The organism is Sunxiuqinia dokdonensis (assembly GCF_001270965.1).
Taxonomy (GTDB): Bacteria; Bacteroidota; Bacteroidia; order Bacteroidales; family Prolixibacteraceae; genus Sunxiuqinia; species Sunxiuqinia dokdonensis.
On sequence record NZ_LGIA01000163.1, the window covers coordinates 1 to 18,158 of the forward strand.

At 47.0% G+C, this 18,158-nt stretch carries 9 protein-coding genes; 8 read left to right on the top strand and 1 reads right to left on the bottom strand.

Annotated elements, in window-relative coordinates:
• Positions 1-161: 161 nt before the first annotated feature.
• Positions 162-1,223 carry a winged helix DNA-binding domain-containing protein gene (locus tag NC99_RS12805; protein WP_053184295.1) on the bottom strand — a complete coding sequence of 354 codons (1,062 nt, stop codon included), beginning with the start codon at positions 1,221-1,223 and terminating at the stop codon, positions 162-164.
• 254 nt (positions 1,224-1,477) lie between these two features.
• Here NC99_RS12805 and NC99_RS12810 point away from each other — a divergent pair, with 254 nt between their 5' ends.
• The 8 genes from NC99_RS12810 to NC99_RS12850 form a co-directional block, all read left to right on the top strand.
• Positions 1,478-4,462 carry a glycoside hydrolase family 2 protein gene (locus NC99_RS12810; protein ID WP_053184297.1) on the top strand — a complete coding sequence of 995 codons (2,985 nt, stop codon included), beginning with the start codon at positions 1,478-1,480 and terminating at the stop codon, positions 4,460-4,462.
• Positions 4,463-4,844: 382 nt separating this feature from the next.
• The gene (locus NC99_RS12820; protein ID WP_157624873.1) at positions 4,845-5,033 is read left to right on the top strand and encodes a hypothetical protein; all 189 of its coding nucleotides are present in this window, start codon (positions 4,845-4,847) and stop codon (positions 5,031-5,033) included.
• 19 nt (positions 5,034-5,052) lie between these two features.
• Positions 5,053-7,305, top strand: a complete 2,253-nt coding sequence (locus tag NC99_RS12825; protein WP_053184302.1) for a fasciclin domain-containing protein — start codon at positions 5,053-5,055, stop codon at positions 7,303-7,305.
• Between the two features lie 33 nt (positions 7,306-7,338).
• On the top strand, positions 7,339-10,578 hold the full coding sequence (locus NC99_RS12830; RefSeq protein WP_204374992.1) for a SusC/RagA family TonB-linked outer membrane protein: 3,240 nt from the start codon (positions 7,339-7,341) through the stop codon (positions 10,576-10,578).
• 14 nt (positions 10,579-10,592) lie between these two features.
• Positions 10,593-12,131 carry a RagB/SusD family nutrient uptake outer membrane protein gene (locus NC99_RS12835; RefSeq protein WP_053184307.1) on the top strand — a complete coding sequence of 513 codons (1,539 nt, stop codon included), beginning with the start codon at positions 10,593-10,595 and terminating at the stop codon, positions 12,129-12,131.
• 14 nt (positions 12,132-12,145) lie between these two features.
• A complete protein-coding gene (locus tag NC99_RS12840; protein WP_053184308.1) occupies positions 12,146-13,831 on the top strand; it encodes a fasciclin domain-containing protein in 1,686 nt (561 codons plus the stop codon).
• 11 nt (positions 13,832-13,842) lie between these two features.
• Positions 13,843-15,561, top strand: coding sequence for a hypothetical protein (locus tag NC99_RS12845; RefSeq protein WP_157624875.1), 1,719 nt, complete (start codon positions 13,843-13,845; stop codon positions 15,559-15,561).
• A 17-nt stretch (positions 15,562-15,578) separates the two neighbouring features.
• On the top strand, positions 15,579-18,158 hold a 2,580-nt coding region (locus NC99_RS12850), incomplete at its 3' end, for a SusC/RagA family TonB-linked outer membrane protein (RefSeq protein ID WP_162231214.1).

Consider the following 18,158-nt stretch of genomic DNA (forward strand, 5'->3'; position numbering starts at 1 on the left):
AAGGATTGACTAAATAAAATACCTGTTTGTACCGTCATAGCTGGCAAATTTTGTCATTCATCGTCATTTTTTTGTGATTGATCGTTTAAGAACAACTGAATGACCGCCTAATGACAATTGAATGACTATTTAATGACATTCGATTAGCTTGCGCATACTCCTTAAATAAACTTGATCGATGCTACTTTCCCGGTAAACGTCGCAAATTCCTCCGACAAGGCAACAAACTCATGCTTGGTGGTTTGGTTAATTCGGCTGAAAGGTTTGAGTTCAATAATTACCCGATTTTCTTTTAATATCCGTTTCCAGGTTCCAATCACCAGTCCGTGTTCAACCATGACCGGGTAGAAAATTCCATTTTTTGAAATCACGCTTGGGGAATATGACGGATCGAGCAAGGCGCTTCGATCTCGATAGGCAATAATATATTCATCGAAAGCGGGAAGCAAGAAGCTTGCCTGCTTAAGCCTGGTTTTTGCTACACGCTGCTCATTGAAAAAGTAGGTTTTTCCGTTGATTGTTTGCTGCTGAAACTCCGATTGAACAGCTTCCAATCCGGCACGTACGTCGGTCATTTTCAATCCCGACCACCACACAAAATCCTCCAGCGTGGCCGGGCTCCGGCTCGAAAAGTAACGTTTGGCTAGTTCGGCCAGTGCTTCATCGGTTGATTTTGGATTTGAAAGCGGCACAAATTCATCCATCAATACAAAGGTGAATTCCTTGTTTTTCCGCACACCAAAGCAAATCAGTTTTTCGAGTGCGGCTCGTTGCAGTATATGCGGCATGCGTTGTCCCGTGGTTCGAATCCCATTCTTTTCCAGAATTTGGGACAGTTCATTCCGGCTAAGTTCCCTTTTGTTCAGTAACGCATGATTCAATATTTTGTGGCTTTTGCTAAAGGTCTTTTCATCCAGCTCCAAATGGCGATGCCGACCGGCTCCCGCTTTGATCAATCGCGGGGCCAGCAAATCGAGCATCCACCGAATGTCGATTGCAGCGGCCAGGTGGAGTGTCCCCCGCATCAGCCAGCTGCGGACAATCTTTCGTTCGGCAATGGACTGTTCCACTTGTTTGTCGGTGATCCCAGGCGTTCGCAATCCAAGGGCCCACTTACAGCTGGTATAATCCTGGGCCTGCATGCCCCCGAGCCAGGCAAGTAATTCGTCCGGGCTGGTGAATTCACTCCCGGTCAGCTTTTGATTTACTAATCGGGCATGCACAATTCTTGTTCAGTCATTTGGTGGCGTTTTTATGATTGAATCGAGAGTCAATCAACGAATTAACAAATTAAAACCAGTTTGTCATAGGTATTGTGTACAAAATTACAGACGGATTGGGAGCCCAGCGCATACATTTGTGGATGATGATACCGGTATTGGTCTGTCAATAATCGATATATCGTTTATAGTAAACTAATTAACAAGCGCTTTTGAAGTTTCAAGACGAACTGCGATAACGAAGAAAAAACTAAACGATGAATTGCCTAAATTTAAAAAAACACATCAGGTATGCGCTTGTCTTCCTGATTTTCGCTCTTGGTGTCAGTTGGGAATCTCCAGCGATCCCTGCTCGTAAAACCTACAATTTTAATTCCTCGTGGAAACTGTTTGTGGGTGATGTGGAAGACGCTGAAAAGCCCGGTTTTGACGATTCAGCCTGGAAAGAAATCACCCTTCCGTATGCCTGGAACCAGAACGAAGCTTTCTTAAAGGACATTCGGGATTTGTCAACCGGGATTGCATGGTACCGCAAGACCTTTGTGCTTCCTGAGGGAAATGAAAGCAATAAGGTTTTCCTCGAATTTGAGGGCGTCCGTCAGGGAGGCGAGTTTTACCTGAACGGATCCCTGGTTGGCTTGCACGAAAATGGCGCAATGGCCGTGGGGCTGGATGTTTCGCGGTTGGTCAAGCCTTATCCAGCAAAAAATACGGTTGCTGTAAAAACCAACAACGATTGGGATTACCGCGAACGTTTTTTCAATCAAAAATATCAATGGGCCGACCGGAATTTCAATGCCAATTACGGTGGCATTCCCAAAAATGTTTTTCTGCACATCGCCGGCGAGGTGTACCAAACCCTGCCCCTTTATTCTTCGCTCGGAACAACCGGCGTGTATGTGTATGCCACAGATTTTGACATTGCAGGAAAATCGGCACAAATTCATGTCGAGTCGGAAGTGAAGAATGAAACCGCCGAAGCACAAGTAGTTGCGCTCGAAGTTCGGGTTGAAGAATTAGATGGTCGTGAAGTCGCTCGTTTTGAAGGTGTGCCCCGGATGGTTTCACCCAATGGGATGACGAAGCTGGATGCCTCAGAGGTCGTCGGCAACCTGGAGTTTTGGAGCTGGGGCTACGGTTATTTATATACCGTGAGATCACGTCTGCTCATCAACGGGATGGTGGTGGACGAGGTGCCGGTGAAGACCGGATTCCGCAAAACAGCTTACCACAACGGCATGGTGTATTTGAATGACCGGGTGATCATGATGAAGGGCTATGCCCAGCGCACCAGCAACGAATGGCCTGCCATCGGCATGTCGGTTCCACCGTGGTTAAGCGACTACAGCAACCGGCTAATGACCGAATCCAACGGTAATTTTGTGCGCTGGATGCACATCACCCCATGGAAACAGGATGTGGAATCGTGCGACCGTGTGGGACTAATACAGGTGATGCCCGCCGGCGATGCCGAAAGAGATGTTACCGGGCGGCGATGGGATCAACGCCAAGAGCTGATGCGCGATGCCATCATCTACAATCGCAACAACCCCAGTATCCTGTTTTATGAAGGTGGAAATGATAACATCAGCGAAGAACACATGGCGGAGTTGAAACGGATTCGCGACACTTTTGATCCACACGGAGGGCGGGCCATTGGAAGCCGCGAAATGCTCGACAGCAAGGTGGCCGAATATGGCGGCGAAATGCTATACATTAATAAGAGTGCCGGCAAGCCGTTGTTTGCCACGGAGTACTCGCGCGATGAAGGGTTGCGAAAATATTGGGATGAATACTCGCCGCCCTACCACAAAGATGGAGACGGCCCTTTGTATAAAGGAAAGGATGCCAGCGAATACAACCGAAACCAGGATTCGCACGCCATTGAGAACGTCATCCGGTGGTACGACTATTATCGGGAGCGGCCGGGAACAGGTGAACGGGTTAGCAGCGGCGGGGCCAACATCATCTTTTCAGATACCAACACCCATTACCGTGGTTCGGAAAATTACCGGCGAAGCGGTGAAGTGGATCCCATGCGCATTCCGAAGGACGGTTTTTGGGCACACCGCGTAATGTGGGCTGGCTGGGTCGATTTGGAGGAACAGCTCACCCATCTGATCGGGCATTGGAACTATCAAAAAGGCACAACGAAGAATATCTACGTGGTTTCGGGTGGCGCAAAAGTGGAGCTGTTCGTCAATGGGCAGTCGAAAGGCTTTGGAGAACCATCCTACCGGTTTCTGTTCACCTTCCCCGACATAAGCTGGGAGCCCGGCGAAATCAAGGCGGTTTCCTACAACGCATCGGGAGAGCTGGTTTCTGAGGATCTGATTCAGACAGCCGGAAAACCTGATGCGATCCGCCTGACAAACATCGCATCCCTCGCAGGGTTTAAGGCCGATGGGGCTGATGTGGCCCTCGTGGAAGTTGAAGTGGTTGATCAAAACGGGCAGCGTTGCCCAACAGCTCTGAACCTGGTTCAGTTTGAGCTGAAGGGTGAAGCCGAATGGCTGGGCGGTATCGCCCAAGGCGAGAACAATTATATCGGATCAAAAATCCTACCTGTTGAAGGAGGTGTCAATCGCGTACTGATTCGGTCCACAACCCAGGCCGGATCGGTGAGGCTGAAAGCCACCGCAAAGGGATTGAAAAGTGCTTCGCTGGAATTGAGCAGCCGTGCATTCCCGGTTACAAATGGTTTGTCGGAACAGTTACCGTCCGACTTGCTGCCGGTGAACCTGGCTTATGGACCAACGCCTGCTTCGCCCGCTTACACCGTGAAGCGGATTCCCCTAAGAATTGCAAAAGCAACCGCAGGGTCGAATAACGAGTTGGCTGCAAACAGTTACGACGACAATGAAATGTCTGACTGGTACAATGACGGACAACTGGAAACCGCATGGATTAATTACGAGCTTGAAAACGAATCAGCCATTAGCCAGGTGGTTCTCAAGCTGAATAATTTCAGGACGAAGAGGTATCCGATCCACATTGAAGTGGACGGGCAAAAGGTTTTTGAAGGCAACACGCCTTTAAGTCTTGGCTACGTCAGCCTGAAGTTTCCCCCGGCAAAAGGTCGATCCGTAAAAATACAATTGGCAGGTGGTGCGGCTGCACACGATGATAAAAGTGTAGAAGTGGACGGAACCAAATTGGATGATGGTGTTACCCGAAATGATGCGGGTCAAAAAGGTCGGTTGAGCATCATTGAAACGGAGATTTATGAGCTGCCGGATTAATCAGGAAAGATGGCATTTCGGAAATTCTTCACGGCAATTCGCTTCGCTTCAGCGAAAAGTGCCATTGAAGGGTGCCAATCAATGCCATCGGTCCGAAACTGGTCACATTTTAAGGTTTTTACACTTATAAAAACAGTTTGTCATGGGTATTGTGTACAAAATTACAGGCCGGCAGAAAAAGCTGTCTATAGATTTGTGGATATAGAAATGAGCCGAATAAAAATTGTTGCCTATGACATAGCGCCCAAAATAAATTTAATCAAAGGAAAAGCAATTTTTTTTTTGAGGAAGGTCTTCCCGAATCGTGATTTTGATGATTGATGTACTCGCGAAGACTGAAGACCACAGATTACTAAATAAACTACATAAAACAAACTTAACTATGAAAAACAAATTGAAGCACGCCAATGTGCTAGCTGACGTTTTGTGTCTTCTCTCTAAAATTCCCAAATCCTTTGGGAATGGCTTGAATCGCATGTTTCAGGCCGATCAAATACCAGTTTACTCCAGTCGTTTGAATCCAGTTTTAGTCAGCGGAATGTGCTGGCCGAAAGTAGGGTTTGCAAATTAATTTCAAAACAGCACAACGTATGAACAAAATGAAATTCATCAAAACAATCGCTTGGGTTTTCATTTTCGTTTTTGCACTGAGTTCGTGTAAAGACCAAATGGAAGAGCATTACGCTGCTCCCGACTGGCTTAAAGGAAGCGCGTGGGACGCACTTGAAGAAAGAGGAAATTATTCAATCTTCTTGAAGGGTGCTGAACTGGCTGGCTTTGAGCCGATATTGAAAGGAAAGAGTTTGGTGACGGTGATGGCGCCAAATGATGAGGTGTTTGCCAGCTATCTTTCCGATCATGGCAAATCGTCTATCGAAGATTACTCAGCCGGAGAACTTCAGAAACTAATCGGCTTTCACATCATGTACTATTCTTACGACAAGAATAAGCTTGTAAACTTCAGGCCGGAGCAAGGAGATGGCGCGACTGAGGATGAAAAAGCATTTGAAGCCGGACTGTATTATAAACACCGCACCAGGAGTATCGAAGCTCCCACTGCCGGAAAAGATACTTCGGGACTTGACATTTTGATCTATCACAACGAGGCCTTGTTGCCGGTATTCTCACACCGGATGTTCAGTACAAAAAATATTGATGCCTCATACAATTACGAATATTTCTATTCCAATTCGAACTGGACGGGCGACGATGGCTTTAACGTATCCAACGCTTCGGTCGAAGAGTATGAACTGATTGCCAGCAATGGTTATTTGTACCTGGTAGATCAGGTGGTTGAGCCGCTGAATACCATTCATGCTGAATTGAAAAGCCGCCCCGACTATTCCACTTACCTGAGTTTGTACGATTCCTATTCGTACTTTGAACTGGACGAGGAGTTGACAGTCAACTTTGGAAATGGCAGCGATCTTTACCGTCACCGGCATGAGGCTCCGCTGGCCGACATTGCCTTGGAATGGCCCAGCTCAAGCTTTAGGAGCATCGGTATCAATTCGAAATTGGCCTACAGTACATTTGCGCCTTCCAATTCGGCTTTCAGCGAATTCATGGAAGATTACTGGATTCCGGGCGGGTATAATGAGTTAAGCGAAGTGAACAGCGTTGCGATCCGCTACCTGATTACAAACAGTTATTATGCTGATGCCATTGTTTTTCCTGAAGAAATCAAAAAAGGCCAGGTGTTAAACCCTTACGATTTGGTGATTGATTTTGATGTTGACGGTGTTCCGGCCGAGAATCGGGTGGTATGCCAAAACGGTGTGTTCTATGGTCTGGAAGAGCTCAATCCTCCGGGCATGTTCCGCTCAGTTACCGGCCCCGCTTTTCAGAAAAAAGATTTGTCGTGGTACCTCTACATGCTCGATCCGACTGACTTATTGGTAGGTTTGTCAAGCAACGATTCCCGGTTCACCCTACTGATTCCTTCAAATAGCCAAATGGAAGAAGGCGGGATTGGCTTGGAAGATGGTGAGCTGTGGTCGTCGGATGGAGGCGATTATGGACCGATGAATAATTCGACCATGATTGAGACCGTCAACTTGCATACGGTAACCGGCGGAACTGGAGTCAGTTCTTCGGGAATTCAGGTTCTTCGTACCAATATTCCTTACACCTATTGGTTTGTTAAAGATGGTCAAATTACAACCAGCGTGCTGTTTAATAGTTACTTTGAATTGCCTGGGTCGACCATTGATTTTTATAACATTACGGAAACCACCTACAACGGGGCCGACTGGACCAATGGAAAAGCTTACACCTATGATAGTCCGGATATTTTCAGGCCCATTGTATCCACCCAGTCCATGCAGTACCGTTTGGCCATTACTCAGGATGGAACCTACCCCTATTATAAATTTTCTCAGCTGTTGCGCGACGCCGGCGTGGTGGATGCTGCCCGGGGATCCATCAATTTTCTGAATGGAATTCGTTGCGTGGCCTTTGTGCCAACCAATACTGCTATTGATGCAGCCGTTGCAGCCGGCGAGATTCCGGGAGTGGAAACCGATGGTACGGTCTCGGATCAAGCCGCTTTGGCTGCTTACCTGCGTTGCTATTTTGTGCCGACTGAGGACAATGGAATGTCAACCTATCCTTATCTGGGATCGGGAGTGAATGGTGAATATCAAACACGGCATGCCTATTTTGACGGCACCGGAACTGCGAATACCATGCTTTCCATTTTTGATGATGGGCAAAAGCTGAGTGTGCAGCTGAAGGATGCCGCGTTTGGAACCGGAGCGAAAGTGGATGTTGTTCCTGACTTCTACTATTTCCCATTCTCCTATAATGATGGCGGTGTTCATTACATTGACGGGGTACTTTAATCTAACAAATGAAACCGATTCAATATGAATAAAATGAAATATCTAGTTGTAGTTTTTTTGCTCCTCATGACAGGAATTCTTCAAGCGCAGAACACGAAAGTTCTGTCGGGTAGGGTTTTTGAAATGGTTGATGGAGAAAAACAACCGATTCCCGGGGCAAACGTGGTGGTGGCCAACAGTCAAAACCGTTTTCTTACCGGGGTGGCAACAGGACCAAGTGGAGAGTATAATTTCCGTGTTCCTGCAAACGAAGAAGGCTTGAGTATTATTTTTTCGTTCATCGGCTTACGAAGTCAGAAAATTCCGTACACCGGACAGGCAACGATTGAAGTTGTGCTGGAGTCGGAAGACCGCCAGGTTGACGAAGTGGTTGTACAAGGCCGACATATTGACCGGGTGACCGGAATTACGGAAAAGCAGCAGACGGCAGCTACCCAGCGGGTTGAAATGGACGAAATTATGGCTGTGTCCCCTGTAAATTCACTCGAAGAAGCACTGCAGGGTCAACTGGGTGGAGTGGACATCATCGCCGGTGGTGACCCGGGTGCTCGCAGCTCCATTCGTATTCGTGGTACCAGTACTTTGAATGCGTCGGCCGATCCCTTGATTGTGATTGACGGGATTCCTTACTCAACAGAAATCAGTGATGATTTTAACTTCGCGACGGCCAATGCTGAAGATTTTGGTCAACTGATCAACATTGCGCCTACCGATATCGAATCCATCGAAGTATTGAAAGATGCTGCAGCAACCGCCATTTGGGGAACCAAAGGTGGAAATGGGGTATTGATGATCAACACGAAAAAGGGAGCCCGCGGCAAAACACGGTTTACCTATTCTTCGAAGTTCACAACCCGTTTCGAACCAGACCCAATTCCGATGTTGGATGGCAACCAGTATGTGGCCTTGATGCAGGATGCGATTTGGAACACGGCCAATGCTAAAGGATTGGCCAATGCGCAGACCGAGCTCAATTTGTTGTTCGATACACCGGAAATTAATTATAGCCCCAACTGGCGCTATTTTGACGAATACAATGTCAATACCAACTGGTTGGATGAAGTCCGTCGCACTGCATTTGTTACCGACAATAACTTTTCAATGATGGGTGGTGGCGATAAAGCCACTTACCGCTTCTCGGTTGGTTATCTGAATGACCAGGGAACCACGATTGGTACTTCGCTTGATCGTTTAACCTCTTTGTTGAATGTAAACTACAACTTCTCCGAAAAACTGCGGGTGGATGTGGACTACAGTTTTACCCAAACGGAGAAGGACGGAAACTATCTGAATGCCCGTTCCGAAGCCATGGCCAAAATGCCAAATAAAAGTCCCTACTGGATTGATGAAGAGACTGGTCTGCGGATGGACGAGTATTTTTCTCGTCAAAATCGCGATGAATTCCAGGGAGCTTTCAACGGAAGCAAAAATTACAATCCGGTAGCTTTGGTACACGAAGGTTTCAATAAATCTTCGATCCGCGAATCACGGATTACTTTCCGCATGAATTATTACATGAGTAAGAATTTGACTTACACTGGCTGGGCCAGTATGAAACTCAATTCGAACCGGAATGAGAAGTTTTTACCCCAGGTGGCTACAGGCGTTACCGGGGTGAGCGTGTATGCCAACCAAAGTACCGATGCGGTTTCGGACGGGTTCAACCTGCAAACCGAAAACAAACTGTTGTACCGCAAAAATTGGAACCAACGCCACAACCTGGTGGGTATGGCTCTGTATCGCACCAACCAAAGCCAGGGATCAAACTATTTCAGTGCCATATCAGGAGCAGCTTCGGGTGGTTTGGCCGATCCTACTACCGGCGGTGCTGTTGCAGGATATGGCTCGGGATCGTCTGAAACCCGGTCGATGTCGGGAATCATGAATGCTCACTATACGTTTTTGGAGCGCTACATGTTAAATGCCACGGTCAACTTTGAAGGAAATTCCAGCTTGGGAAAATCCGAGCGCTGGGGCATGTTCCCCGCTGTTGGGCTGGCGTGGCAGGCGCAAGAAGAAGAGTTTGTGAAATCGCTGGGATGGGTGAATGAAGCGAAGTTCCGCGTAAGTTATGGTGCATCAGGACGGTCGCCAAGCGGCGCCTCCCCCTATATTGGATCATTCCAGGCCTTGGGTGAGAACTATATCGATATGACTGCGATTGCTCCGATAAAAATCCAACTGGACAACTTGAAGTGGGAAACCTCAAGGGAACTCAACCTGGGATCCGATATCATTTTATTGGACAACAAGTTTACCTTCACTTTTGACTGGTATAAAAAGAGAACCGATGATCTTTTGCAGAAAGATGTAAAGATTCCTGCCTCAACAGGATTTGGTTCGATTAAGTGGTATAACTCGGGCGAGATTACCAACACAGGGGTTGAGTTCCGGGTGGACTATGAAGTTTTCCGTAATTCGGACTGGCGCGTGTCGGTCAATGCCAACCTCAACCGGAATGTTAATAAAATTGTGTCCTTGCCCGACAATCTCACGCAGGAAGCCTATTCTTTCGGTAATGGCAACTATGCCCAGCGTTTGGAAACAGGTGTTCCGGTGGGATCATTCTATGGGTACAGATATTTGGGTGTTTACCAAAATGTTGACGAAACCTATGCCCGCGACGAAGACGGCAACGTCATGAACGACATGGAAGGGAACCCCATTGTCACTCAAAACGGTAACCTTCAGGTATTCCCGGGCGATGCCAAATACGAAGACACCAACAACGACGGGGTAATTAACCAGTACGACATTGTTTACCTGGGCAACAGCATGCCGGTATTTACCGGTGGTGGTGGTTTCCAGATCAAATACAAAGACTTCACTGTAACTACTTTCTTCCACGGCAGGGCCGGGCAAAAAGTGATTAACCAGGGTCGCATGAACAGTGAAGCGATGTACGGACGCGACAACCAAAGTACGGCCACCTTGAAGAGATGGCGCAGCGAAGGCGACCAAACCGATATCCCAAGAGCCTTATACAATTATGGCTATAACTATTTGGGATCGGACCGCTTTGTGGAAGATGCCTCTTATATCCGTCTGAAATCTTTGTCGTTGAGTTACAATATGCCGCGTGAATTAGTTCAGAATTTGGGAATTTCAAACCTGAACGTTTTTGTGACGGGCTACGACTTGTTTACCTGGACAAAATACGCCGGACAAGATCCGGAAGTGAGAATGCCAAGTGCCACAAACGCCTTGGTAAAAGATGAAGCCAATACGCCGATTTCAAGACGTTTTGCAATGGGCGTGAATATTAACTTCTAATTGGAGGATTCGAAATGATAAATAAAATTAAATATTTACTGTTATTAGCCGTTCTGGCCTTTCAGTTTACCGCTTGTAACGATTGGCTTTCGGTGCTGCCTGAGAATGAACAGGTCAGTGATGAATATTGGACTTCAAAAGAAGAAGTAGAATCTGTTCTGGCTTCCGGCTATGTGTACTTGCGCGATGCCGTACCCCGCCTGGTGCAATGGGGCGAGTTACGTGGAGGAGCCATTTACTCGATCAATGGAAATGACCTGCAAACCTTTCAGGTTACCCCCGACGATGGCTCGCTGTGTTCCTGGGCTCCGCTCTACAAAGTCATCAATATGGCCAACTCGGTGATTGCCAATGCCGAAGTTGTTATGCAGCGTGACGAAACCTTTGACGAGGCAGTCATGACGTCCTACCTGACCGAAGCTTATTACCTGCGGGCCTTAAGCTATTTCTACATCGTACGGAACTGGCGTGATGCCCCCCTGATTTTGGCGCCCTATGAAACGGATAAAATCAGTTACGAAAAGGAAAAATCGTCCGAAGCCGAAATTATCGCTCAAATCAAGGAAGATATAACAACTGCGCTTGGGAGCGGAGCTGCTAAGGAAAAGTACGAAGAAGATTGGGCAACCAAAGGACGTGGAACCAAATGGTCGCTACATGCCCTGATGGCCGATGTTTGCCTTTGGAGTGAAGACTACCAGGCAGCGATTATGCATTGCAATGAAGTACTGGATGCTACTTCAGCATTCCGCCCGGTTTTTGTAACCGACCCAACCAAATGGTACGAATTGTTCTATCCTGGAAACAGCAACGGATCAATTTTCGAAATCAATTGGGACCACGGAGTCTACAACCAGACCAACAATCTGGCCACCCAGTTTGGAAACGGTAGTCCAGTGTATGTTTATTCGGAGCAAATGTTACTTGACTGGATCGATGAAACGGACCTTACAGGCTCGAACGAAGCGGTTCGCAGTTTATATGGAGCCTTTGTTCCTGATGTTAACGGAGATGATTATGCCAACGCAAGTTTGGGTTATGTGTGGAAGTACAGTGGTATCGGTATGCAGGCCCAGGTGCGAAACACGGTGAATGAGCAAGATCCGAACTACATGGTGTATCGCGTGGCCGATGTGATGCTCATGAAAGCTGAAGCGATGATCTTGTCCTCTTCCGACATGCAAGCCTGGAGTGTTGCCATTGACTTGATTAATGAAGTAAGAACCCGAGCCAAGCTCCCTGTTTTGGAGCCGGTGCTGGAGGAACTGAACGAAGCCGACATGCTGGAATTGGTACTTTACGAAAGAAACATGGAACTGGCTGGCGAAGGCAAGCGCTGGTACGACCTGCTTCGTTTTGGTAAACGCGATGGATTCAAATATCGAAGTCTGTTTCTTATCGATATGGTTGTTGCCTACAACAGAACAGCGAATCCGGCGTGGATCCGTTCGGTGCTAAACAACGATGATGCCTTGTTCCTGCCTATTGAAACGAGTGAATTGGAAAACAATCGTTTGCTTGTGCAGAATCCCTATTATCACGCAACAAACTAAAAGGAGACCTGGATATGAAAAAATATTTGCTAATCAGTATGGTGTTTTTACTCGTCTTTTCATGCGAGGACCCATACGAAAATGAAAACTTTGTCGTGTACGACTTGTACCCTGCCGCAACTTATCTGGAAACCCGCGAGGATGAATTTTCGCAGTGGATTGAGATCTTAAAATATGCTGATCTGTATAATGCTGTGAACCAGGCAAGCAAAACCTTTACCTTGTTTGTCCCCGATAACGATGCCGTGGACGCTTTTCTCTCAGAAAAAGGCGTTGACAATATTGCTGATCTTGGGGTGAGCTATGCGAAAGCACTGGTCCAGTATCATATTATTGAAGGTGAAGTTCCGCAAAAAGAGTTTTTAATTGGCGGAAAACTGACCAAAGCGACCATCTCGGGCGACTACCTTTCGGTTTCATTCGACGATAACGAAAATACGGAAGGAGGGCTCAATTCGGTTTACGTGAACGAAGAAGCACTCGTCAACGAGTTTGCCAATGAAGTAACCAACGGATTTGTGTACGCCCTGGACGATGTGCTGACGCCACTTGTTGAAACCGTTTACGATCGCATCAATGAAAATAGCCAGTATTCCATTTTTAAGGAAGCTGTTGAGGCAACAGGCTGGGATGAAATACTGAGCACCGTTTACGATACGGTTCAAAATGAATTTGGTGGAACAACCGTTGTGAAGCGAAATTATACGGCTTTTGTTGTTTCCAATGCAACCTTTGGTGCCGATGGTATCGCCAGCTTAAGCGATTTGGCATCGAAAGTTGGTGCTTCATCCGACTATGAAAGCCCGGAAAACATGCTCAACCAATATGTGGCCTATCACCTGCTTTCTTCAACACGATATATTGAAGATTTATACAGTTTTTCCGATGGTGATTCAACAGCCATATGGAGCACCCGAGCCTCAAAACAGGTGATTTCGACTCACAACTTTTGGGGAACAAACTATGTGAACTACGATGAAGCCACTTCATCCGGAATTGAGCTGGTCCCCGGTAAAACCGATATGCCTGCCAGAAATGGAATTCTGCACGAGGTAGATCATTACATGCCTGTTTTCGCACCAAATCCAATGACCATCATTTGGGATGTTTGTGACTTCGATGATGTGGCTTCCTTCGTCAATGCCTACGGGGCTGAGAATGAACTGGGCGATATTTATCAGATTCCTCAAAGTGGTGAGCACTGGATTCAATTTACAACCGATGCGATTAAAAGCTATTCCTGGAAAGAAAATAGTACAGCGGGATGGTACCCACCCCTGGGATATCTGGTTACCAAAACAAACGATGGTGGAAAAACCAATACCTACAAAGCATACAAAAACGACATGCTGGTCGTCAATCTCGGGTATTTGGGCCATGTAACGATGCAAACGCCGGTGCTGCTCCAAGGCCGGTACAAGGTCGAGTTGTTTTATGCCAGTGCAGGATCACTTGCTCCGTTTGTGTCGGGAGGTAGCTTGTGCAAAGTATCGCTCGATGCCACCGAAAACGAAGTGTATGTGTACGACGGAGCCAAAGCTTCGGTCGGCATTTATGGCATGACCTTGTTCAATGAGATTGAATTTGATGAAACAGACGCACATCAGTTCAAAGTAGTTTTGTTGGATGCCAGGGCAACAACACACTCTGCTTACCGCCTGCAATTGGATTATCTCAAATTTACCCCTATTAACGATTAACCTTATCGATCATGAAAAGAATATATTTATACACCATAGCCTTTGTGATGATGCTGTTGTCCTTTGCTTGCGCCGACAAGTGGGATCAGCATTACGCTCCGGGCGATAAAGAAGTGGGTAGTGGCACTGTCGAAGTGGTGGACATGTCGGCCGAAGCCTATATCCAGTCTGAGTCCGATTTGAGCTCCATTGCTGCTTTATTTACCGAGCAAGATGTATTCACCAAAATGGGTGAAAAGGATCAGCTATTCACCGTCTTGGTTTATTCAAACGCAGTGATGGGCGCGGCTCAAATTGATGAGCCCAATTTCTTTGCCAACACCTGTGTAAGCGATTTGGCATTCACGCCAACCAAACTGGTCGATGGCCTGTCCATTCAAATGTGGAATGGCAAATACCTTGAAGTTTCGGTTGAGGCGGGTGCCAGCACAACCGACTATTCCATTGCCGGATCGCCCATTGTGAAAATTATTCAGGTGGATAATGGTTTTGTTTACCTGATGGGCGAACCGATTTATGCACCCAAGTCATTGTACGAGTTCTTAAACGGACTGAGCAACGACCAATATGGCCTGTTTAAAGAGTTGGTCTTCAAATACGAAGAGCGGGCATTCGATCGGGAAAACAGTGTGCCGGTTGGAGTCGATAATACGGGAAATACGGTTTATGATTCAATATTTGTGACCAAAAACCTATTGATGGATCGCTACAATTCGGGTGGTTCTGAGTCCTGGAATATGCGTTCCGAATTTTTCGCTTCAACCTTGCTGATTCCCAATAATGACTTAGTGGAAGGCGCCTTGACCAAAGCCTACCAGGACGTTCGCGATGCACTAAATCGGGAGCCAAATGCCAACGATACCCTTAAGTTTGAACAGTACGTCATTAAGTCGGCGTTTTATGACCGGGTTTTGACTGCTGAGGAACTGGATGGCACGGACGATCTGTTTTCTGTTTCGGGCTACATCGAAGGTGAGTCGGCTTCAACCCCGGGCGTTCAATGGAAACCCACAGTGCAGCGGGTGAACACAGCGGCTCCGGTTACCTTGAGCAACGGACTGGCTTACTACACCACCGCCTTGAAAATTCCAAATAATGTGGTGATTCATCGAATCAAAAGCCGCTTCTATCTTTGGGAATATTGTAACGAAGCTGAGAAGGATGAATATTTTGTGTGGGACGGTATGGATGATGTTTCCATACACGATGCCGGAGGTTTCGGGCCATTGGGCCCATGGCCGTGGATTCCCTACAAGCTGGTTCGGGCATGGCCGTCGGAAGCCGCTCAAGCTGATAATGCTCCGGTTTCTGTCGAATATACCGGTATCGCTTTGAAGGAGGACGGTACGGTTGCCGTGGTGATGGTTCCGCCGGGCGAGTACAACCTGAGAATGGGCTTCGAGTCCAATAAATATCCGTATCGCCTCGAGATTTATTTCAACGATGAATTGGTGGCTGAAAATGTCAATCCCAATATTCACTACGACCGTACTGGCCTCGGATTTCCGGAAGGTTATGTTCCTGCCGATTGGGCCGCGGTTTCAAACCGGGCATCTTACTATGACAATGATGGCGCCCAGATTGGTGTTGTAACCATTACCGGCACCGAATTGCAGCCGATTAAAATTAAGATTCTTAGTCGGGATATCGCAGAATTGCGGAAGACGGATTCAAAAGCCAGATACGAACTCTATTGCTGGACCCTGCGTCCCACAGAGAATAATTATTAATGGATAAAGTATTGAATATGAGACACAATAAAATAGCACTGACAATACTATTCGTTTTATTGGTATGTGGATTGTCGGCACAAAACATAACCGTAAGAGGTAAAGTCACTTCGCCAGCCAACCAAGCTGTTTCATCGGCTGTAATTACAGTCAGCGGAACCGAAGGGGTGGTTCAGACCAACGAAAACGGAGAGTTCGAAGTTGAGACCGATCATCCTGACGTCGTTTTGACCGTTACGGCGGAAGGATATTACGAAGTTTCCCAGCCCTTGCAGGGACGAACAGAAGTCAACATTGTTCTGGTGGATCTGGCAAAACCGAAATACAACGAGGATTTGGTTTTCCCATTTCGCAAGCTTTCGTCCGAAGCACAAACATCGGCAGCCACGAATATTGGTGCCAAAGACCTGGACCAGGTTCATACCATCGAGCATGGGCTACAGGGAGAAGTTGCCGGATTGCGAGTTACCAACAAAAGTGGAATGCCGGGCGAAGGTTCTTATATGAATCTTCGCGGAGTACGCTCACTGGTGAGTAAAAGCATGCCTTTGGTTTTGGTGAATGGTGTTCCCTACCTGCCCGATACAGAGGATTCGCCAATCATTGGAGGCTATTCCCGTGGAATTTTCGATGGATTGAATGTAGCCGATATTCAGAATATTACCGTACTGAAAGGAGCCGAAGCTTCAATCTACGGTTCGATGGGGGCCAATGGCGTGATTCTGATCGAAACCAATGGCGCTTCACAATCGGATAATCTGGAAACTCAAATCAGTTTAAAATCCCAGTTTGGGCTTAGCTGGAATGATGAAAGAATTCCGGTGATGAATGGCGACGAGTACAAGTCCTATCTGACCGATGTTGGCTTGACTTACTATGCAAATATGGCCGATTTGATTGGGGATTTCCCGTTTTTAGTTGATGATCCGAACTACTATTACAACTACCTGTACAACAACAGAACCAATTGGCAGGACGAAGTTTATCAACCATCCATGGTGTCCAACAATGTGTTGCGTGTTGAAGGTGGCGACGCGGTAGCAAAATACGATATCTCCTTGGGTTACTTGAATGAAGGAGGCGTTGTGGACAACACCAAACGCGACCGTTATCATACCCAAATCAACACCAGTATCAATGTCAATCGTAAACTCGAACTGATTGCCAGTATTGGTCTGGCATACATGCGTGCCGACTTGCAGGAGCAGGGACTGATTCAGGAGACCAACCCCGTGTTGACAGCTTACAATAAACTTCCCATGCTGAGTCCGTACAAAAAAGATCCGAACGGCAGTGTTTTGGCCGAGCATGATGTGTATCGCTATGGGGTGAGTAATCCGGTAGCCATCACCAACACCCTGGCCGCCGATAACAGGCAGCACAATGTGAATCTTCGTTTTGGTGCCAACTACAGCCTCACGCCCAACTGGTTGCTTTCGGGTACTGCCGGCTTGTATTATAACTACGACCAGGAGAATATTTTCATTCCCGGCCGCAGTAGTGGCGCCATTGTGTCGATGAACAACGGATTGGCCGAGAACACCGTGCGTGCAGGAGTTGGTGAGGTGAAAAACATGTACTATAATTTAAATGCCAACTATAAAAAAGTGCTTAGCTCAGGAAATCTGCTAAATGTTTATGGCGGTTTGCAAATGTTGAACAGCAGCAAAGAGTTTGATGCAGGAGCCGGATACAACACCGCCAATGATTTCTATCAAACATTGAATTTTGTGGAAAGTGGAAGCACGAAGTTTTACGGTTATATCGATGAATGGAACTGGATGAACATGTATGCCCATGGCGACTATACCATGAATCATTTGTTGCGGGCTTCGGTCAATGTTGCTGTTGACGGAACTTCGGCTTCGGGAGTTGATGCTTCACGATTAGGCGTATTTCCTTCAGGCGGCCTGACATTGATGGCCAAAAATCTGGAAGGCCTTCAAAATTCAACCTTGGTGAACAAGCTGAATGTGCGTGCGGAATACGGATTGACCGGAAACAGTCGGTTCTCTTCAAACTACGGTAAAAATTATTACCAAAGCACACCATTTTTGGTCTTGTCAGGAATCGTCCGCTCAAACATCCCAAATACTGATTTATCATGGGAAAAAACCAAACAATTGGACTTGGGAGTCGACCTGTCGCTTTTAAGAAATCGCCTGGACTTGGGCCTGAATTACTTTAATGCGCGGTCAACCGACATCTTGTTTGCCCAGCCGGTATCATCGGTGTTTGGCTCTTCAACCTACTTTGAGAATTCGGCCGAAATTTCAAACACGGGGATTGAAGTGGAATTATCAGCAAGCTTGCTGAAAAGCAAAGATTTCGAATGGATTGTTGGCGGAAACATGTCTACTTTGACAAACGAGGTGAAATCGCTGGGAGCAGTATCTGAGCAGCGAATGAATTTGCCCGATGGTGCCGAGTTGATGACCCGCGCCGGAGAAAACGTCTACAGTTTTTACGGATGGAAAGCGGAAGGTGTGTTTGCTTCGCAGGCCGAAGCTACCGCAGCCAATCTGAAGGACTGGAGAGGCATTAACTACGGAGCCGGTGATGTTCGCTACGAGGATGTGAACAACGACGGACAAATT

Coding starts and splice junctions, on each gene's coding strand:
- NC99_RS12810 (WP_053184297.1), top strand. CDS start 1,478: ATGAATTGCCTAAATTTAAAAAAACACATCAGGTATGCGCTTGTCTTC.
- NC99_RS12820 (WP_157624873.1), top strand. CDS start 4,845: ATGAAAAACAAATTGAAGCACGCCAATGTGCTAGCTGACGTTTTGTGT.
- NC99_RS12825 (WP_053184302.1), top strand. CDS start 5,053: ATGAACAAAATGAAATTCATCAAAACAATCGCTTGGGTTTTCATTTTC.
- NC99_RS12830 (WP_204374992.1), top strand. CDS start 7,339: ATGAAATATCTAGTTGTAGTTTTTTTGCTCCTCATGACAGGAATTCTT.
- NC99_RS12835 (WP_053184307.1), top strand. CDS start 10,593: ATGATAAATAAAATTAAATATTTACTGTTATTAGCCGTTCTGGCCTTT.
- NC99_RS12840 (WP_053184308.1), top strand. CDS start 12,146: ATGAAAAAATATTTGCTAATCAGTATGGTGTTTTTACTCGTCTTTTCA.
- NC99_RS12845 (WP_157624875.1), top strand. CDS start 13,843: ATGAAAAGAATATATTTATACACCATAGCCTTTGTGATGATGCTGTTG.